This is a genomic window from Nonomuraea sp. NPDC052116 (assembly GCF_040680035.1).
Classification (GTDB): Bacteria; Actinomycetota; Actinomycetes; order Streptosporangiales; family Streptosporangiaceae; genus Nonomuraea; species Nonomuraea angiospora_A.
The window spans coordinates 360,302-379,468 of record NZ_JBFAWA010000007.1; the positions used below are offsets into that span (position 1 = coordinate 360,302).

Consider the following 19,167-nt stretch of genomic DNA (forward strand, 5'->3'; position numbering starts at 1 on the left):
GACCGCGCTCAACCGCGTTACTTCGGAAAGGGGCCGGTCAACGAAAGGACCGGCAGCTGCAAGGCGGGTCAGTCAGGCGAGAAGGAGGGGTCGTCCGCCGCTGTGCGGACGACGGGGGCAGGCACCCGCGCCAGGAGGGCGCGCAGCACCTGCAGCCGCGGGTCGAACACAGACCTCGCGACGTCCCCCGCAGCGGCCCCGAACGAGCCGCTGCCACCGCCGTTGGGCACCAAGCCATTGGTGTCCAGGATCTTTCCGGCGGTGGATGGCGATGGCAGGCCAGGATCCTGCTGGCTGTTGAGCCCGTCGACCGTACGCCCGGCCATGGCCTCGGCGTTGTCATCGGGGCTGGTGAGGGAGTGAGGCACCTGGGCGGACGCGGCTCCGTCCACGGTCTGCGCGGCCGTGGTCTTCGCTTGCGCGTCCGCCGCAGGAGTTGCCACTTCGGCCGCCGCCGGGGCGGCGGTGAGCATGCCGAAGATGACGGCGAACAGCCATCCGGCGGCTACCAGGGCGCCGACAGTGACTGCCCGCACGACGAGCCGCCGGGCACCGGCCGCGAACCGCGCCATCCGGTCAACCCGAACGGTGGTCACGTCATGCGCCGGGACGGTCACGGGCAGGCGATGCACACCGAGGGCCACAGCCCTCCGCTGCACCACCATGCGCGCCACGTGACCTCCCGCACTCCAGAACCGGCCTCATTTGTCGTGAGGCCGGTCCATGGACTCACCCCTCAACGGTCCGTAACCGTAGCAGCACTCAAGGTTGCCGCAAGAGCTTTTCAACGGAGACCCAGAAATTCGCCAACTCCCCATGGGCCAAACCGCCACCAACTGCCTCAACACCCTCTGGCGTACGTCAGCGAGGCCCCATCAGGAGCTCCCGCCCGCCCCATATCCGGGCCCGCGGAGACACCTCGGAGGGGCGAGCTGATTCTTGGTATGACGCACCCCTCAGAGTTTGCTAACCTTACTGAGCCGACGCGAGATGACGGTCCCGCGTGCAGGCACCAAGTCCGGGTGGCGGAATAGGCAGACGCGCTAGCTTGAGGTGCTAGTGCCCAGTGATGGGCATGGGGGTTCAAGTCCCCCCTCGGACACAGGATTACCCCATGAAGAGCTCGCCCTGCGGGGCGGGCTCTTTCTTGTTGAGCGCGGTCACGAAACGAGTGTCCTTGTGACAGACGATGACCAGGCCGCCGGCTCGCAATGCAGCAATGACCTCAGCCGGCCCACCCCGTTCTCCGCCGCCGACATTGGCTAAGAGCTCTGCCAGCAGCCGGTCCTCACGTAGATACAGAGATTTCGGGCCGGACACCTCGCGAGGTCTGGCGCTGGTGTAGCCGTGCCGGCACCGATATCCGGGACGTCCGTTCACCCAGTGCGAATCCAGTCGACGCCCGCATAACCCGCACCTCAGCAGCCCCGCGAGCAGATAAACGCGCCGACTGCCGTCCTGGGTGGAACGAGCAGATCGGATCGCCTGCGCCGCAACGAAGTCGTCGTCGCTGACCAGCGCCGGATGGCTCCGGATCGTTGAGATCGCCCACTCTTTCGGGGCGTTCCAGCCGCGTACGGCGAGATCGGCGGGATCGGTGCTGTGCCGGTTCCAGACCTGACGACCGGTGTAGCGCGGGTTGCCGAGGATCGCCGCGACCGTGCGTAGCGTCCAAGCCTGTCCCGACCGATGCGGGTTACGCTCGCGATCTACATTCGAGGGGCACGGTACGCCGCGTTCGTTGAGCATCCGGGCGATCCCCGCCACACTCATACCCGCCAGCCGCTGCGCGAATATCCACCGTACGTGCGGCGCCGTGACCGGATCAGCGTCAAGCCGGTGCAAACGGCGTCCCCAGCGGGCGTGCGCCCGGTTCGGATGTGGCCCAGCGTCGACCAAGCGGTAGCCGTACGGCGGGCGACCACCGAGAAAGCGTCCCTGATCGGCAGCCTGGTTCCGCATCGCGGCCAGCACGCGGTAGCGGGCTCGCAGCACCTCTCGTTGTGATTGCCCGCCCAGCAACAGCATCAGCGCCTGATGCACCGGGCTTCCTGGATCCACCGGCCCACCGGCCTCCGGCATCCACAGCTGGACGCCGTAGGACTGAAAGAGCGGCAGAAGCCGTGTGAGCTGATCCCCCGAGAACGCTCTCTCGTACTCGCCGATCACGATCGCGTCCCAGCCGCGGTCCGGATCGGCCAGAGCCGTGAGCAGCGCGGCGGACCGCGGTCGCTCGTTCCACGGCAACCGCCGCGAGTATCCGATATCGACGAACTCGGCCACGATCACGCCCCGACCCTCGACCAAGACTTGCGCTGCCTCGCGCTGCCAGCCGCAGGAGGAGACAGGATCCTGGAAATCTTTCGTGGATGTCCGCGCGTACAGGGCGAACCGCAACGGCCCGTCCTTCGAACGATGACGAAGCGGTCTCGAACTGATGGCCTTGTGCTGAACCCAGTCATCGAACAAAGAGGACATACCTAGATGACGCAGAAATGCGCCACCTATGACGCCACACCATGAGGCATCATGAAGGGGCCCAACGACGTGATCCAGGAGGTGTGTGTGGCCATCGATCGGTTTACCACGCCGTTGTACGGCATCGCCGAGGCGGCCGGCTATCTCGCGATCCCCGCCTCGACCTTCACCAACTGGGCCTTTGGCTACCGCCGCCAGCACGGCGGCCGTGCAGTTCACGCCAAGCCGGTCATCACCGCCACCAGGGCAGAACGGCCGAACGAAGCGTCCGTGCCGTTCATCGGCCTGGCCGAGGGCTACGCCCTCGCCGCGTTCAGGCAAGCAGGCGTGCCACTGCAGCGCATCCGACCGGCCATCGACGCGCTGCAACGGGAACTCGGCCTGGAACATGCTCTGGCCAGCCGTCGGCTCTTCACCGACGGCGCCGAAGTCCTCTACGACTACGCCGAGCACGTCGGCGACGACTCCGCCCGCGAACTCGTCGTTGTCCGCAACAACCAGCGCGTCTTCACCGAGATCGTGCAGAACTACCTGCGCCGGGTGGACTTCGCCCACGATGGATACGCCGAAGTGATCACCCTCCCGCAATACCACGTCGCCGAGGTCACGATAGATGCCCGCCACGCCTTCGGCCGGCCCCGATTCGCCCACGGCGGCGCCAAGCTCGAAGATGTGATCGATCTGTTTCGAGCCGGTGAACCCGTCGACGTCGTAGCAGAGGAGTACGGACTCACCCGCGACGAGATCGAGGACGTCCTGCGTGTCGCCACCCGAACAGCCGCGTAAATTCTTCATCGATCGCAGCCTCGGCCGCGTCGCCGTACCCAAACTGCTCCGCGAAGCCGGATGGGACCTGATCACCCTGGCCGAACACTACGGCGTCCCCCAAGACGAGACCATCGAAGACACCCGCTGGATCGAAGACAGCGCCAAACTCGGCTGGGCCGTGCTCATGAAGGACAAACGCATCCGCTACCGGCAAGCAGAGATCGCCGCCGTCATCGAGCATCAGGCCCGCTGTTTCGTCATCACCCGCGGCGATCTGACATCTGCGGCCTACGCCGAACGCTTCATCACCAACCAGCAGGCCGTCTTCGCTGCCTCCAACACTCCTGGCCCCTTCATATACGCCGTCCACGCCGACCGGCTGGAGCGCCTGTATCCCCCACATCACTGACACCCGTACTCGCTGCGCGCTCCTGCCGCTCCTCGCTGCAGCTCGTCGCCGCTGGCTCCCTGGGAGCCGGCGAGCCCGGCGAACGGTACAGCCATATCGACTCAGCAGAGCCCGAAGCTGCGACGTCGATCAAGATAGTGGCCAGTCGTGCGAAGGTCACCGTGCGAGCGCAGCCGGACAGGCTCGGTCAGCGCGGCATATGCTCCCTCGAAGTCGGCCAGTCGAACAGCAATCGTCGCCACCGCCAGCCGCTCCGGCAACACCGCGGAAAACTTCAGCCCGTTGATGGCGCGGCGGTCAACGTCCGGTAGCACCAGAATCTCGCCTTGGCCCGCCCTGCGACAGGCCTCTCTCCAAGTGGCGTCAGGTCTTCGAGCAGCCGTACGTAGAAGTCCGTCGGCCGCTGGACAGGGTCGGCGATCGAGGGCAGCGAGGCGGCGAGTGTCGCGTTCGCGCGGTAGCCGGCCCAGGTCCACCAGCGCACGTTGTACTACGTGCTCATCACGAGGACGCGCGGGGAACTATACATCTGCCATTCCGGTGACCAGGAACCGCGGATGTTCGGCGAGGTACCACAGCAGACTTTCGTTCGGGAGGTTCTCTCTCGTTAGGCCGACGCAAAAAACCAGACCGTTCAACACCGTGTAGCAGTACCTTCCAGCATCATTCCCGCCTGTCCCAGGCAACGGCGACCAACGGCAATCGGCACTTGACCGGCCGGTCTCGTATCGGTAGACGGGCAAGAGAAACGTGCCGCCGCGGGAGCCGCGTCGGCAATGTACATGTGGCCCAACCGCTGCGTGGTCACATTGCGATCAGGTTGCTGAGCACCTTCAGCACGACTCTGGCGTCCGGCGCGGGAGGCGGATTCTCGACCCGTACAAGCTCCTGGGCGTGCAAGTCTCCTACCAGGACGCGGACAACACTGATGGGTAGGTTCAGCTCTGCGGCCACGTCCACAAGCCGAGTCGGTTTGGTGCACTTCTGCAAAATGGTCAGATGTTCGGGACCCATGCCCACGGGCGGTGCCAGGTCGTCGGCCGTGATAATCACTGAGATGAGGTCGATGTCCTCGCTCGCTGGCACCGTACGACCCCGAGTTAGGAGGTAGGCAGGAACGATCGGACCGGCGTCCTCGTCCAGCCAACGCTCAACTTGGCTCGCTTGGCGTTCCGACTCTTCAAGACCCTTGCTCTCGTCGGCATCGACCGTGTTCGCGGACACGCTCTGGGCATTTGCGGCCAGTCTGCGAAGGAGGGCAACCTGCTCGTGTGTGGACTCTATGAGCGTCTTGGCGTCGCGGTCGGCCTCCGCGCGAATGTGAGCGGCTTGGGTAAGGGCCGTGTCCATGAGAGCGTCAGCGTCACGCTTGGCCTGGGCACGGATGTAAGCAGCCTCGGCCAGTGCCTCCTGGCGCGCCAACCAACGAATTCGGTCGGCTTCACGTTGTGCGGCGGCGACTATCTCCACCACGCCGGACATCTCTAGGGGCATGCCCTTCAGGACATCAACAGGCTCTATGATCGTCTCCAAGAGACAGTCAAAGTCCGCCTGCTGAGGCCGTCCGAGACCGGAGACACCCTCAAAACTGCCGCCTTGGGACGATAGTCCGTTCGACATCATGGGCTCGCCAAAGAGCTGCCTCGCTCGTTCGTCTATCTTACGGTCGGGAATCTGGTCGACGTCTTCGCTGATCTTTTCCAGGAAATCCAGGTAAACAGCTACGGGGTCACAAGACGCCGACGGAAGCGGCTGCCGCGGGGTTTCGCGGGTGTGGCCGTCGTTCACAGAGCTTCCTCCTCCCTGGTCTGCGGCGCCATATGGGTAACCGTCGTCTGTATGCAGCGCTCTTGCTCAATGATCTCTTTGAGACGTTCGCGGGCGAATTGCAGGTTCTTGCGAATGGCGTCAGGCCTCTTGTCGAGGTATCCGGCAATCTCTGGCGCTTTCAAGCCCTCCAGGTAGTAGGTCATGACTTCTCGCTGTGCGGGCGGTAGCCGATCGAGCATCTGCTCCACCCACTCTCGGTCTTCCCACAGAGTCATCCGGGCGTCCCCGTCGGCCTCTGTGACAGGCGCCTGCGTGCCGAGCAGGCGCTCAGTTTCCTTTGCGTCCTGCTTGCGCCGCTTGATGAAATTACTCACCACCGCTCTACAGGCATATGCCTTGGGATGATCGATCTCCGGCCAACGGCGCCAAAGATCGATCATGGTCATGCCGACGGCTTCGTCGGCCTCCTGCTCTGTGGCACCGGCCATTGCCGCCACCTTCATCAAGAGTCGGTAGTGGCCGCGGAAGAAGTGCTCAACCTGGCCACGGCTGCCGAGGTCTGCCCCTGGCGGAGCCGCAACTCGAGCAGTGCTCTTGTTCAGCTGCACCACCTGCCGACCTCCGTGTCTTCGAGCCCAGTGCTGCTCACCCCCTTGGTGATGAGGTCCATCACCAAGGCGAAGCGTGAAGGACGAAAGCAAGATCTTTTAGAATGCCGCGACGGCGTCAGTTCTTGACAGTGATCATCAACGCGGCGAGCAGCGCAACCACGCTGGCGATCAGAGTGATGACCACAGAGGAGGTGGCGACGAAGACTCCGCCAACGGAAACGATCGCACCGTTGATGAGGCCAAGCAGACTACTCACCTGCCAAGCGTCTGACGTCTGCCGACGCCGGTTGGACGACCAACCGGTCTGGTTCGTGCTCTTGAGAGGCACGGCGTCGTCAGGTCCAGGCTGCTGCGGTGTGTCATGCGTATCCACGAGCGACGTCCTTTGGAAGGGTGCGAACTGCTGTCGCCGATAAGGTCCCCACGAGCCAAACCGCGTGAAAACGGCAGCTAGTCAGGGGGCACCGGGCGGCTCTGGCTCACTGGCGGCATAGCCGTAGCTCTTGAAGAACCCGAGCCCGGAGGGGTTTGCTTCTGACAGCAGACGCGCTGCGGCGTTGCGATCCGGAGGTTTGGTTGGGCGCGGTGCTGGCATGAGGAGACCGGTAAGCCCCAGCCCCGGGTGCCATCGGATCTCGGGATCGCCCGCACGCGCGGGTCGACCCGACTGCATGACGTCCGAGATGTTTGTCCAAGAACCCTTTATGCCAAATTGTCGGTCCTAGCCGACATCATGTGGACGGGCAGTCATTACTTACGCGTACGCCATCGTGGCGGCGTCGATATTGACCATGCGGGGCTTGGCGGTCCTAGTGTCGCCTCCCCTCACGATGGCCTTCCCCCTTGACCGCGGTTCGAGTCTGAGCCTGGCCACCCACTCATCGAGGTACGCCCCAAGGTTCTGCTTGCCGGCCTGGACGAACTCGCCTTTGTCCATCTTGCCGAGCAAGCCCGTCCAGCCCCGTATCCCATAGCCAACAAGCCGCACAAGCCCAAGGAGACCCACAAGCCTCACCAATGCCAGAACGGAAGTGAATCAAGGTGAATCACCCGTTCTACCGAAAGCTTCCACGCAGACCTATACCGACGCGTTATAGGAGTCTTGACTCCCATGGCCAGCCATGGTTGAGTGCAGCAATGTGACGAATAGTAATGAATCAAAACGACTCAGAAGGCATACTAGATGAACCGGCTCCACCGGATCGGGGACCCATGGACGACCTTGCGGCTGAAGCGGGGAGGCACCGCACTAGGCGGCAGCGGCTGGCGACGGAGCTCCGGCGTCTGCGCGACCTCGCCGGCATATCGGGGAGGGACCTCGCCCACCGCATCGGCATCAGCCAGTCCAAGGTCTCCCGGATCGAGTCCGGCAGCGTGATCCCCTCGCTGCCCGAGGTCACGGCCTGGGGCGACGCCGTGGAGGCGCCGACTCAGACCCGGGAGCTACTCGCCGACCTGACGGAGGCCGCGTTCACCGAGATGTACAGCTGGCGCGCGGCCCTGCAGCGGCAGACGCACCTCCAGGACGACATCCGTGAGCAGGAGGACCAGGCGCAACTGCTCCGGGTCTTCCAGCCGACGATCGTTCCTGGGCTGCTGCAGACTGCCGAGTACGCCCGCCGGGTCTTCTCGCTCTTTGACCCGCCCTACTCAGAGGGGGACCTGCCCATGGTCGTCGCGGCGCGGCTGCAACGTCAGCTCGCGCTGTACGACGAGAGCAGGAGGTTCGAGTTCATCATCACGGAGGCGGCGCTACGTTGCCGGCCGGGACGAGTTCGGCTGCTGCTGGCGCAACTCGACCGCGTCGCGACGCTGAGCACTCTGGAGAACGTCATGGTCGGGGTGATCCCCCAAGACTCGGAATCGGCTGTGTGTCCACCGCACGGATTCACGCTCTACGAAAGTGACAGCGGCACGGGAGACAGTTTTGTGGAAATAGAGGTCACGCATATGAGATTGATCGCGCGCGACGCCGAGGACGTGGCGACGTACCGGCGGCAATGGTCACTGCTCAGCGAGATGGCTCTTTACGGTGACGCAGCTCGGGAGTTTCTCGCGCGGCTGAGCACCGACATTCGTTCCATGGAGCGATGACCCTCCATGGACGTCTGACCGGTCTCGGGGCGCACCCGACGGGGGCCCCGAGACCGGGGAGGGCGCCGCGATCCGCGGGCCGCGGCGCCTCTCCCTGAAGCGGCCTTCCTAGTAGGTAGACCTGGAATCAGGCAGGTCGAATTCTCCAGCGTCCACACCGCAGAGGAAGGCGTTCCACTCCGCGGCACTGAAGCGGAGCACGGGCCCACTCGGGTCCTTGGAGTCACGGACGGCGACCCAATTGCGGTCGAGCGCCACCTCGACGCAACCGCCGCCAAGGTCGCTGAAGGTGGCCTTGTGCCACCCGGCGCCCAGGAAGTTGTTGACCTCGGCCTCGTTCATTTCTTTCTCCTTTGTCTTCGGGAGACTCTTGCGCGTCCCGCTGGATAAAGAATCGAATGGCGCGTTACGAGGTCGGGTGAGCGAGTTAGTGAAGGCCGGTCATAGGCCCGTCATAGGAATTCTCCAATGGTGGAGGAAAAGGCCATGCAGTTTCACCTGCTGAATGGTATGCAGGCGCACGAAGGGGACCAGCCCGTTCAACTGGGGGATCGGCAGCAGCGCCTGATGCTGGCCCTGCTGCTGCTCGCCGAAGGCAGGCCGGTCACCATCGAGCAGCTCATCGACAAGATCTGGGGCGACGACCCGATCAAAACCGCCCGCCGAGTCATCGCGCAGTACGCCAGCGGCCTGCGTCAGCGGCTGGGGCAGTCGTTTCTGCCGCCGTATGGGATCGGTTATGTGGCGAAAGTCGGCAGGGAGCAGGTGGACGTCCACCGCTTCCGCGACCTCGTCGCGGAAGCACGGTCTCTGCTCCGTGTGGACGACACGCAGGCCACGCACCTGCTGCGCAAGGCCCTGCGGCAGTGGGGCGGCGGGCTGCTGCCGGGCGAGCCGCTCAAGGGGTTGCCTGGCCCGGGAGCGGCCGGCGCTCGAGTTCGGCTATGGGAAGAGCATCGGGGAGCGCTCCTGGAATGTCTGGAGGCCGAACTGCGGCTCGGGCGGCACATCCAGCTCGTACCCGAACTCCAGGACCTCGCCGAGACATGGCCGCTGGTCGAGGACGTGACGCGGCTGCTGATGCTGGCGCTACACCGGGCGGGCCGCTCCTCCGACGCGCTCACCGCATACGACAACCTCCGCCGCACCCTGCGGGACGAGTTCGGAAACGATCCCGGCGCTCCCGTCCAGGAATTGCAGCAGCGGATCCTGCGCCAGGACCCCGCTCTCGCCCCACCCGCTCATTCCTACGAAGTCAATCCTCCTGGAGCCACCATGCGCTCATCAGCCGAAATCGGAAAAGACGCCGTCCGCCTTGTCACCGAGGCCGTCAGAGGGGAGTCCTGGACGAGCCAGCCCGTCGAGATGCTGGAGCTGGTCCGCGTTCATTTCGCCGACGACGAGGCCGCGCAGCGCACGCTCGCGCAGGTCGAGGCCGACCCCGCCGACACGGTGGCCGTCGCAGCGCTCGGACGTGTATTGGAGGCCTACCTCGACCGGGACCAGACCTTCCTGAAGACCGCCCGCCTGCTGGTGGAGCAAGCATCGCGGGCGAAGGCCGGCGGGTCGTCAATCTCCGCCGACCAGATCAAGAACGCCAGCGTCTACAACGCGCCCGTGCACGTCTCGGGCGACTTCAACATCTCCTAGGAACGGGTGACTGGATGAGCCAGCAGACCGACGAGCCGCCCGTCAAGAAGGAGAGCCCGGAGGCGGCGGGCGCGGAGTCGCCCCCACAGACCGAGCAGGACAAGGACGACGACAAGAACGATGGCGGCCCACTCAGCGAGCAAGACGCGCTGCAGGCCCTGCGGGGCAAGGGCGAGGACGAGGCGGAGCGGGCGGAGGCCGCGCGGCTGGCCTCCATCGCGGCAAGCTTCATGGAGCAGCTCACCGACGACTCGCGCGGCATGCGCATCGGCACGGTGGCCCTGTTCAACGACAAGGTCGACTTCGGCGGCGGGCTCAACATCGGCGGCGAGGAGCGGCGCGCGCGGCCGACGAAGACGACGATCCGGCCGCCGCGGCTGGCCCGCTGGACGGAGGGCTATGTACCGGTGCCGCGTTTCGACGAGGCACTGCGAATCCTCGCCGAGCACCGGCTGCTGATCCTGGCTCTGCCGCCCGGCGGCAGGAGGGCCACGAGCTTGAATCTGCTGGCCAGAGTGCTGCGGGACCATCCGGGCGGCGCCTGTTTCGAGGTGTACGACGCTTCGAAGCTGAGCGATGGGCAATGGAAGTCGGAGGCCAACAGCGGCTACCTCGTCCATGACGGCGTTGCGACGGGACTGGACACGTCCCTGATCGACGAGCAGTGGATCGAGGACATGACCGTCTCCCTACACGAGAACAAGAGCTACCTGGTGCTGGTGACCGGGCCGCCCAGGGGTGCGCTGGTACAGGCCGGAGGTGGTACCGCGCAGGTGCTGACCGACCTCGGCCAGCTGGACGCGGTACGGCTCATCGAGCGGCGGGTCCACGGCCGCGGCCCCGCGCCCGAGGAGTCGGCGGAGCTGCGCCGCCGACTCGATGAGGCGGGGGCGCATGAGCTTCTGCGCGAGGACCACCGCCCGCGCACGGCGCTGCGCCTGGGCGACGCGATCCGCGAGGGCGCGGACGTGGCGGCGTGCGTCCAGGAGTTGCGGAACCCGACCGGGCGCGTCCACGAGTGGTTCACACGGCACCGGACGTCGGAGACCGTGAGCTTCGCACTGGCGGCGGCGGTGCTGGACGGCGCCACTTACCTCACGGTGTCGGACGCCGCCGCAGCGCTCTACGAGCGACTGGTGCTGCCCGTGGAAGCACCTTTCGACCTGCGCTTCCGTGAGCACATCGCGACGGAGCACCCCTGGGTACGGCTCCTGCCCGGCTCCGGCGAGACGCCTGGCGACGTGGCGCCGCGCGTGCGGTACGACAATCCGCTGGTACGGCAGGCGGTGCTCGGCTTCGCCTGGACTTACTTGGACGGACAGCGTTCGGCACTGGTCCGGTGGATGCGTCAACTCGTCACGCATGCCGACATCGATGTGCGAGCGCGGGTGTCCGTGGCCGCCGGCATCATCGCCTGGAGCGACTACTCGCATGCCCTGCACCGCTACCTCATGTCGTGGGCCGAGAACCCGTCGCTCGTGGTGCGCCAGAGCGCGGCGACGGCGCTCGACGTAGCGGGCGGGCATCCCGACCTCACCGAGGCCGTGTGGTTGCTGCTGGAGACGTGGGTCGCGGAGGCGGACACGGCCGAGCAGCGTCGGCGCGGCGTGACTGCGGCGGCGACGCTCGGCGGCAGCCTGGGCGTGGCGCAGCCGGAACGCGCGGTCGAGGCGCTGCGCGTGCTGCTGGACCGCGAGGACGACTGGGGCACGCTCCTGCCGGTCGGCAGCGCGCTGTTCCGCCTGGTCGAGGGCGGGTGCACCGGTGAGGTGTTAGCGGGACTGCTGGCCTGGTCGCAACCACGAGCGTCCGCCGAGTTCGTGGCGAAGGCGTTGTCCGCCTTCGCCTTCCTCGCTGCCCGTCCTACCGAGAGCGCGGGTACGTCCGGCGTTCCGCTGTTGCTGGCCGGAGCCGAGCGGCACCGGCCCGAGCTGACCGAGCTCTGGGCCCGGGCCCTGGATCGCAAGCCCGCCCAGGACCAGGCACTCGAAACGCTGCGCGACTACCTCGACGAGCACGCGGATCGCGACAACCTGGCCTACCGCAACGCGCGCCGCCTCGTGCTCGCCGTGGCCGACCGCTCGGAGCGGCACCGTGAGCGGCTGCGCCATCACCTCGGCGCATGGACCCGTGCGACAGGCCGCCCGGACCACCCCGCCGCCCATGTACTCGCCGACCTCACCCGCCCCTCACACGTCCACTCACACGGCAACGGAAGGTCCTGACATGGAGGAGTACACCTACAACCCGATCGTGAAGAGCACGAGCTTGCCTCTGGTCCTGCCGCGCATGCCCCTGCGGCCGCCCGAGCCGGGATCGGCGCTGGTGCTGGCGCCGCGCAAGGGCGACCTGCTGACGATCAGAAACGGCGAGTCCATCCCTGACGCCTGGTATGGCACCTATAGGCACGCCTACCTGGTGGACACCACCGAGCACCGGCTCGTTCTGGAGATGCCGCTGCTCAGTCAGGATCCGGCCTTCGGCTTCCCGAGTCTGGTCCGGCTGAACTGCCAGGTCGGGGACGCCGTCGAGATCGTGGTGCGCGGCATCGTGGATGTCAGCGCCGCCCTGCGCCTGCCGCTGCAGCGCATGCTCCGCCAGGTCTCGCGCAACTACGACATCGGCGAGCTACATCAGGCCGAGGACGAGCTGAGCAGATCAGTTCGCAACTTCACCGGCGACGCCGCGATCCAACTGCGCAACATCACCGTCGAGCTGGTCGTAAACAACGACGAGGTGCTCGCAAGCGGGCGCAGGTACCGGGAGATCGAGCGCGAGACCCGCCTCATCGAGATGCGCAGGGAGCGCCATTTGCGCATGCTCCGCAAGGAGGGCGCGGAAGGGCTGATCGCCGAGATCATGGAGCGCGAGGGCCCACGGGCCGCGTACGACATCATCGCGGGCGCTGAGCGGGAGGAGCGCGGCGAGCTGCTCACCGCGTGGAACAAGATGATGGAGGGCTCTCACAGCGAGGAACGCGAGTCGTGGGAGTTCTTGCAGGCCGAGCGGGCGTTGCGGGACCGGATCACTGGCGACTCCTCCGCGCCGTTCGGCGGGATCCGCTCCAGCCGCCTGCGCGGTTCCCTCGCGGCCAACGCGGAGCGGGTTACCAACCGGGCCGCCAGTCGAGTCCGGGGGCTGCCGCGGATGCGGGTCGAGGACGCGGACGAATGACAGCCGTGCTGATCGAAGGCCTGCTCGGAGCTCCAGGCGAAGGGACGGTCTGGCGGTACGACGGCGACGACCTTCTGGCGCTAGGGGTGTGGACGGAGCGCTCACGCGGAGGCGGTGAGGACGCCGAACCGCTGTTCGCGCACCGCGTATCAATGGCTGAGGGGATCCTCGGCGTGTTCGACGGGCTGGGCGGTTCGGGCGCGAGGGCGGCGTGCGAGCTGAGCGACGGTACGACGCGCAGCGGGGCCTGGGTGGGCGCCCGGCTGGCCAGACTCGGCGTCGCGTCATGGTTCCTGGGCGGACACGGCCCGGAGTCTTTGCGTACGAGGCTCGTGGAGGTGCTGGGGGCCGTTCCACCGCCGCGTCCTAGCAAGATCGTCAGCAGCATGCGCCGGTGGCTCCCGACGACCATGGCCACCGTACGCTACAGGCTCACCGGCGGCCAAGCGGAGTGCCGCGTCCTGTGGGCCGGCGACTCCCGGGCCTACGCCCTGAGCCCTGGCTGGGGACTGCAGGCGTTGACCAGGGATCACACCGACGAAACGGACGGCCTAGAGCAACTGGTATGCGATCCGCCGATGACGAACGTGATCTGCGCCGACCAGGAGTTCACGATCGACACGCAGGTGCTGCTCCTGCCGCTACCGAGCGTCCTCCTCTGCGCCACCGACGGCTTCCATGGGTACGTGGCCACGCCCGCGCACTTCGAGTGCCACCTGCTGCGGACCATGCAGGAGTCGTGCGACACGCGCGAGTGGGCCGAGCGCCTGGCGCGGCACGTGTCGGGTTACACAGGTGACGACGCCTCGCTCAGCCTCGTGGCCCTGGGGTACCCGGGCTTCGACCGGCTCCGGGCGGACTTCGCCCAGCGGGCCGAACAGGTCGAGGCGCGTTACGGGGGTTGTGACCGGCCGGCAGAGGAGGAGGCCGCCAGGCGGTGGCGGACGCGTACCTGGAACGAGTACGGGCCGGACTACGAACGGCTCATGCCCCCGCCGGTGGAGCCGCTATGAGGGTGGGCGACGTCATCGGGGGGTACCGCATCGTCAGCGAGCCGACCAACAGCGGCGGCGGACGCTGCATGTGGGCCTTCGCGCAGCGGGACGGACGCGACTACTTCATCAAGCGGTTCCTGGACCCCAAACGCCCGAAGGAGGGTTCCACGGCGAGCGCCAGGAGCGTGCGGCTTCGGATGGAGGCGTGCGAGGAGTTCGAGCGATGGCATCGGACCATCATGGGGCTCCTGCGGCCGGACGCCGTCGGTGGCGGCAACCTTGTGCTCACCCTCGACTTTTTCCACGACGGCACCACGTACTACAAGGTCACCGAGCAGATCCACACCGCCAGCACCCCACCGCCGCGCGTACTCACCCCGTTGCGGAAGGCTGTGCTGCTGCGAACGCTGGGGCTCAGTGTGGAGCTCCTGCACGGCATCGGCGTCGTGCACGGCGACCTGAAGCCGGGCAACGTGCTGGTCGGGCAGAGCAGGGCGGGCGCGTACCACACCGCCAAGCTCATCGACTTCGACGACGCCTACGTGTCCGGCCGCCCGCCCGACCGGGAGGACATCGCGGGCGACCTGGTGTTCGGGGCTCCCGAGTGGCGGCGTTATGTGAGCGGCGACGCGGACGTACGACCCGAGTGGCTGACGACCCGGGCCGACGTCTTCTCGCTCGGGCTGATGGCACACCAATATCTGACGGGCGCGCTGCCGGAGTTCGGTGACCGGTACGCGTCGCCCGCCGACGCCCTCAACGACAGCGCCGAGCTGCGCATCGACGAGCGGCTGAGTGCCCCGATGCGGGGGCTCCTCGCGGCCATGACGGCGCGGTCGCCCGACGTCCGTCCTGACATGGGCACGTTCCTGGCAGTGCTGCGGGACCCGGCGACGTGCGAGGTGCGCGCCTCCTATCGGACGTCACCGGGATCACGAGTGCGGATGAGCAGGCCAACTATGGAGAGACAGCCATGACGAACGACCACGAGTATCGGGGCAACCTGCGGTACGCGGTGGACATCGTGCTCTGCGTCGACGTGACCGAGAGCATGGCCCCGGTGCTGGATATGGTCAAGAAGAGCGCCCTCACCTTTCACGAGCGGCTCAACCTCGTGATGGGCGGCAAGGGCAAGGAGATCAGCCGGCTGCGGCTCAAGGTGATCGCGTTCAGAGACTTCGGCGACTTCGCCGAGGATGCGATCGAGGAGACCGAATTTCTGGTGTTCCCGGAGCGGGCAGCCGACTTCGATCGGTTCGTCCGCGAGTTGCGCGCGACGGGCGGGGGCGACGTACCGGAATCCGGGCTGGAGGCGCTCGCCCTGGCCATCAACGCCGACTGGGAACGCGGGCTGGATCGGCGGCGCCACGTCATCGTGATGTTCACCGACGCCCCCGCCCACCCGCTGCACACGCCGCGGGCGGTCACCGCACACACGTACCCGCGGAGCATCCCGCGCGACCTGGACGGGCTGCTCGAGCAGTGGGGGTACGCGCGGAGCCAGACGGCTGTCATGGAGAACGCGGCCAAGCGCCTCGTCCTCTTCGCGCCCGACGCCTACCCATGGACCGAGATCACCGAGGAGTGGAACATGACCCTGCACTTCCCCTCCGTCGCCGGTCAGGGACTTGCGGAGCTGGAGCTGGACGAGATCATCGACACGATAGCGAACAGCCTGTGAGCGGTGTGACGACGACCTGGCGGTGCTCACTGTGCGACGTGTACAACGCGACCGCCGACACCTCGTGCCGGTGCTGCGACGCCGTACGCCGCACCGCCACGGAACCCCCGCGGGCCCTGTTCTTCGCCCCACCGCCTCCGCCGGTGATGCCGCCGCCGCCCCTGCCGCCCCCGATGCCACCGCCTGCCTACCGCTCGTCCTCCACCAGCAGCTTCGCCGGGTGCATGATCGCCATACTCACCGTGGCTTTCCTCTGCACCTGCGTCCTGCTACTCGTGATGCTGGCCGGCTTCAGGGCGCGGGTGCCGGCGAGCGCAGCGCGGTCCGACCCTCCCATCATCACGACGTCGGCCGATCAGGCCGTCGCCTGCCCGGACCGGGTGGCCCTGCTCATCCCGGACGGCGGTGCCGACCTGGTGGCCGCCTACGACGCGGGCGACAAGCACATCGTCATCTGCCGCACCGCGACCGGAGAGCTGTACTACTACGGCCAGTACATCGGCCGGGACGATACGGGACTGCTCATGCCCGCGCAGGAGACCTCGGCGGGCTTGCTGGCTCGCAACGGCTCGTACCTGTATGAGATACAAGGGGATGAGGTGGTGGTCAGCGTGGACGGCCGCGAGATCCTACGGGAGTTCCTCGTCGCCACGTCCCCGCGCTTTCCCTGAGAAAGGTGGGCTGATGCCGCGGCGGGTGAAGGTGGAAGGAGACCGGTACCACGGGCGGGGGGCCTGAGGGCAGGGTGTACGTGGGCCGCGCCGAAGCGCAAGGCGAGAAGCCCATACGCCAGCCCGCACGGCGTCGGCGGGCGAGGCGGTTTAGAGACCGTCAGGCGGAGTGCTCGCGGAGTAGGCGGGCGGTCTCCGCGAGCAGGTCCACCTGGGTACGCCAGTCGCCGCCCGTAACCCCGACGACCGCGTGGCCCACCCCGGCCGTGTGGCAGGCGGCCGGATGTTCGGCTTGCCCAACCTGCAGACTGACCTGCCGCTGCCGAGCCTCTTCCGGTGTCTGGTGTGGGTGATGAGTGGCCCGGGTGGTCGCGGCCTCAGGTCGGCCCCGCTCCTGAGAGATGTTCTGATGGGCCAGCCCGGCCGGCGCTCATCTCCTCGGCCCCGCGTTGGGGTGTTCTCCGCCCACACACGCAGCGGTGCTCCAGGTGAGGCACCGGGTGCGTGCCCACTGACGCAGTCGGGCTGCGCAAGTGCCTCGTGCTCGTAACGTCGCTACTTCATGTAGCAGTGGATTGATCACGCTCCCCGAGCCTTCCCTCGAGACCAATTCGCTTGATCCACCGACCCCACCGAGCACTCCGCGCGAACTGCTCAGCAATGATCCGGCCCGACGGAAGCGCCCCATCAGGAAGCCGATTCGCCAGAGCCCACTTCCAAGCAGATCGACGAAGATCTCCTGTCTCGCGCTCATGAGGATCCGCCAGCTCTGTAATGTCGTGGTCATCGTCACCGACTGGTTCCTTGGACCCAACTATCTCGACCTGCACGGCTGTGGGCTCCTCGGCAGAAGCTCGCCGAATCTGGGACATCAACAGCTCATAGCTGCCGATCAAGGCGGCACTCGGCCAGGCTGCGATTATGCGGCCGATCAAGCTCGGCTCGGCGACAGCGATGTTTGCCCCGAGGCTTGCCAGACTGCCAACCATCAACATGGTCCACGCCAGGGCACCGCCACGAGAGCCGTACCGGTTGGCCAGAAGGATGGACATCGAGGCGACCACGATCGCGCCGTCCACCGCGAGCGGGATAAGCACCGCCGCCAGATGATCCTCACCGTGCCGGAGACACAACTCGTGCATGTGCCGGAACGACACGACCGCCGCGATGCCCGCGAGAAGGAGAACCCCCGTGATCGTCGTACGCCGGATGCTGCGCACCGCCCCCATATTCGGCTCCATGGCTGTTTATCCCTCCCGACCAGGGAGAACAAGCGTGGTGGAGGCGCTGAAGGGCATGTACGTATCGAGTGTGTCCCCCCTCGGACACTTCAATATCGAAGCGGGAGAAGTGATGACTTCTCCCGCTTCGCATTTTCGGTGCCAGTAGCGACCTGCAGAGCCCCCGAGATCCGCCGTTTCCAACGCGCCGCATCGGCCCTGCTCGACATCCGCCGGCAAGCAGCGCGTCCTCAGCCCCGGCGAGATCGACGCCATGGTCGAGTGTGTACGCCGTTGGGAAGCCGGACGAGAGCTTCCTCGACGCGATGAGCGGTCACAGAGCGGCCGTCGCCGGTCGACAGGGCCTCGGTGGTGTACAGCGCAGACAGGTTGTTTCCTTTCGCGGGTGCCCAGGGATGACGGTGGGCGAGTGTGGTGCGGAAGGTCGGGCCGGTGTTCTTCGGAACCGGCCCGGGGAGAGAGGCGTGTGCGAACGGTGGCGCGGGTCAGCGCACGTCGACCGGACGCAGCGTGAAGCCGTCGTTCGGCTTGCCGGCCAGCAGGGCGGCCAGACCGCCGCTGAGCGCGTAGGTCCTGCCCCCGGGGCCGGCCGTGACGGAGCTGGTGACCGGGTCGGCGACGGTGTCGGCGACGGTGTCGGTGACCTTGACGGTGGCGGACTTCCAGTCACGGTCAGGGCGAACCCGCTGCACGACGGCGGCCTTCCCGCTGAGCAGCCCACTGCTGACGACAGCGAGCGACTTGTCCGGCAGGACCCGGATGCCCGCGGTGAGGGCCTTGAGGTTCGTGGAGAGCTTGACCTTGACGGCCTTCTTGGGGCTGTCGACCGGCACCCGCACCAGGCTGCCGTCGGCCTTGACGACGATGAGGAGGTTGCCGGGCATCCAGGCGACGGCGCTCATGCCCACGTTGTCCAGGAAGTCCGGGATGTTCAGATCCCCGGCCAGCAGGTCGTCGCGCAGGAGGACGGAGGCCTGTCCGTTGCGGTCGATGCGGAAGATCGTCGGGGAGAGCTGGTCGACGGCGTACGCCGTGCCGTCCGGAGCGATCGTCACGTCGGACACGAGATGCTGCTTGTCGTCGTTGGCGACCTTGTTCAGGTCGGCGTACCAGAGCCGGCGTCCGCTGCCGATGGCGTAGGCGGCGACGCCTGCGACCTTGAACTTGGTGGCGTCCGTGGAGCGGTCGGCCGTCCCGTAGTCCACGTTGCCGGCCAGGATCCGGTTCCCCTTGGAGTCCACCCGCACGGCCTGCACCGACACCAGCTTCTTGTCTTCGATGATGGTGCGCACCCTGCCGTTCTGGTCGACGGAGGAGATGGTGCTGTGCGCCAGCGAACCCGTCACGAACTTCCGGGAGCCCGGGTAGTAGTCCGCGGAGTGGGGGAAGACCCCCGGCCCCTTGGCGTCGATGGTGGCCGCCGCCGGACGGGATTGGGCGGAGGTGGGGGCGACGTGCCGTTCGGAAGTGGCGAGGGCGCCGGTGGTGCTGGCCAGCGTGGTGCCGGGGACCGTCACGGTGGTGAGCGCCAGGGCGATCGCGGGACGCTTGAGCTTCATGGGGGCGTTCTTCCTTCCGAAGACGCGGTCGGGCCCGTTGTGCCGGTCAGCGCGTGGATACCGTTT

At 66.8% G+C, this 19,167-nt stretch carries 20 protein-coding genes and 1 tRNA gene; 11 read left to right on the forward strand and 10 right to left on the reverse strand.

The features are described from left to right. Positions 1-68 precede the first annotated feature (68 nt). Positions 69-665 carry a hypothetical protein gene (locus tag AB0L65_RS16470; RefSeq protein ID WP_364245798.1) on the reverse strand — a complete coding sequence of 199 codons (597 nt, stop codon included), beginning with the start codon at positions 663-665 and terminating at the stop codon, positions 69-71. A 351-nt stretch (positions 666-1,016) separates the two neighbouring features. Here AB0L65_RS16470 and AB0L65_RS16475 point away from each other — a divergent pair. Continuing rightward, positions 1,017-1,102: transfer RNA gene (locus AB0L65_RS16475), tRNA-Leu, on the forward strand. Positions 1,103-1,107: 5 nt separating this feature from the next. On the opposite strand, the gene AB0L65_RS16480 is transcribed toward AB0L65_RS16475, so the two are convergent. Next, complete coding sequence (locus AB0L65_RS16480; RefSeq protein WP_364245636.1) at positions 1,108-2,478, reverse strand: recombinase family protein; 1,371 nt, start codon at positions 2,476-2,478, stop codon at positions 1,108-1,110. A gap of 51 nt (positions 2,479-2,529) precedes the next feature. Here AB0L65_RS16480 and AB0L65_RS16485 point away from each other — a divergent pair, with 51 nt between their 5' ends. Both AB0L65_RS16485 and AB0L65_RS16490 read left to right on the forward strand, forming a co-directional pair. Beyond that, a complete protein-coding gene (locus AB0L65_RS16485; protein ID WP_364245639.1) occupies positions 2,530-3,264 on the forward strand; it encodes a DUF433 domain-containing protein in 735 nt (244 codons plus the stop codon). Further along, entirely contained in the window at positions 3,239-3,655 is a 417-nt protein-coding gene (locus tag AB0L65_RS16490) for a hypothetical protein (RefSeq protein ID WP_364245641.1), read from the forward strand. The genes AB0L65_RS16485 and AB0L65_RS16490 overlap by 26 nt, the downstream gene beginning before the upstream one ends. 101 nt (positions 3,656-3,756) lie before the next feature. Here AB0L65_RS16490 and AB0L65_RS16495 read toward each other — a convergent pair whose 3' ends face one another. From AB0L65_RS16495 to AB0L65_RS16515, 5 genes are all read right to left on the reverse strand, one after another. Beyond that, a complete protein-coding gene (locus AB0L65_RS16495) occupies positions 3,757-3,969 on the reverse strand; it encodes a hypothetical protein (RefSeq protein ID WP_364245644.1) in 213 nt (70 codons plus the stop codon). A 490-nt stretch (positions 3,970-4,459) separates the two neighbouring features. Further along, entirely contained in the window at positions 4,460-5,443 is a 984-nt protein-coding gene (locus tag AB0L65_RS16500) for a DUF742 domain-containing protein (protein ID WP_364245647.1), read from the reverse strand. Further along, positions 5,440-6,036, reverse strand: coding sequence for a sigma-70 family RNA polymerase sigma factor (locus AB0L65_RS16505; protein WP_364245649.1), 597 nt, complete (start codon positions 6,034-6,036; stop codon positions 5,440-5,442). Before AB0L65_RS16505 ends, AB0L65_RS16500 begins: the two co-directional genes overlap by 4 nt. A 115-nt stretch (positions 6,037-6,151) precedes the next feature. Continuing rightward, positions 6,152-6,409 carry a hypothetical protein gene (locus tag AB0L65_RS16510; RefSeq protein ID WP_364245652.1) on the reverse strand — a complete coding sequence of 86 codons (258 nt, stop codon included), beginning with the start codon at positions 6,407-6,409 and terminating at the stop codon, positions 6,152-6,154. 381 nt (positions 6,410-6,790) lie between these two features. Next, positions 6,791-7,054, reverse strand: a complete 264-nt coding sequence (locus AB0L65_RS16515; RefSeq protein WP_364245654.1) for a hypothetical protein — start codon at positions 7,052-7,054, stop codon at positions 6,791-6,793. Between the two features lie 194 nt (positions 7,055-7,248). Between AB0L65_RS16515 and AB0L65_RS16520 the strand changes: the two genes are divergently transcribed. Beyond that, a complete protein-coding gene (locus AB0L65_RS16520; RefSeq protein ID WP_364245656.1) occupies positions 7,249-8,130 on the forward strand; it encodes a helix-turn-helix transcriptional regulator in 882 nt (293 codons plus the stop codon). 108 nt (positions 8,131-8,238) lie between these two features. On the opposite strand, the gene AB0L65_RS16525 is transcribed toward AB0L65_RS16520, so the two are convergent. Then, positions 8,239-8,472, reverse strand: a complete 234-nt coding sequence (locus AB0L65_RS16525) for a DUF397 domain-containing protein (RefSeq protein ID WP_364245659.1) — start codon at positions 8,470-8,472, stop codon at positions 8,239-8,241. 126 nt (positions 8,473-8,598) lie between these two features. On the opposite strand from AB0L65_RS16525, the gene AB0L65_RS16530 reads away from it, so the two are divergent. The 7 genes from AB0L65_RS16530 to AB0L65_RS16560 are packed head-to-tail and all read left to right on the forward strand — an operon-like array spanning position 8,599 to position 16,301. Further along, complete coding sequence (locus AB0L65_RS16530; RefSeq protein ID WP_364245661.1) at positions 8,599-9,780, forward strand: AfsR/SARP family transcriptional regulator; 1,182 nt, start codon at positions 8,599-8,601, stop codon at positions 9,778-9,780. Between the two features lie 14 nt (positions 9,781-9,794). After that, positions 9,795-12,005, forward strand: coding sequence for a hypothetical protein (locus tag AB0L65_RS16535; protein WP_364245664.1), 2,211 nt, complete (start codon positions 9,795-9,797; stop codon positions 12,003-12,005). Between the two features lies 1 nt (position 12,006). Further along, on the forward strand, positions 12,007-12,954 hold the full coding sequence (locus AB0L65_RS16540; protein ID WP_364245667.1) for a hypothetical protein: 948 nt from the start codon (positions 12,007-12,009) through the stop codon (positions 12,952-12,954). Further along, entirely contained in the window at positions 12,951-13,967 is a 1,017-nt protein-coding gene (locus tag AB0L65_RS16545) for a hypothetical protein (protein WP_364245669.1), read from the forward strand. Before AB0L65_RS16540 ends, AB0L65_RS16545 begins: the two co-directional genes overlap by 4 nt. Next, on the forward strand, positions 13,964-14,926 hold the full coding sequence (locus AB0L65_RS16550) for a serine/threonine protein kinase (protein ID WP_364245672.1): 963 nt from the start codon (positions 13,964-13,966) through the stop codon (positions 14,924-14,926). Before AB0L65_RS16545 ends, AB0L65_RS16550 begins: the two co-directional genes overlap by 4 nt. After that, a complete protein-coding gene (locus AB0L65_RS16555) occupies positions 14,923-15,630 on the forward strand; it encodes a vWA domain-containing protein (RefSeq protein WP_364245674.1) in 708 nt (235 codons plus the stop codon). Before AB0L65_RS16550 ends, AB0L65_RS16555 begins: the two co-directional genes overlap by 4 nt. Continuing rightward, positions 15,627-16,301 carry a hypothetical protein gene (locus AB0L65_RS16560; protein ID WP_364245676.1) on the forward strand — a complete coding sequence of 225 codons (675 nt, stop codon included), beginning with the start codon at positions 15,627-15,629 and terminating at the stop codon, positions 16,299-16,301. The genes AB0L65_RS16555 and AB0L65_RS16560 overlap by 4 nt, the downstream gene beginning before the upstream one ends. Before the next feature lie 560 nt (positions 16,302-16,861). Here AB0L65_RS16560 and AB0L65_RS16565 read toward each other — a convergent pair. Next, entirely contained in the window at positions 16,862-17,530 is a 669-nt protein-coding gene (locus AB0L65_RS16565) for a DUF2637 domain-containing protein (RefSeq protein WP_364245679.1), read from the reverse strand. 497 nt (positions 17,531-18,027) lie between these two features. Next, positions 18,028-19,101 carry a hypothetical protein gene (locus tag AB0L65_RS16570; protein WP_364245682.1) on the reverse strand — a complete coding sequence of 358 codons (1,074 nt, stop codon included), beginning with the start codon at positions 19,099-19,101 and terminating at the stop codon, positions 18,028-18,030. Positions 19,102-19,167: the final 66 nt, after the last annotated feature.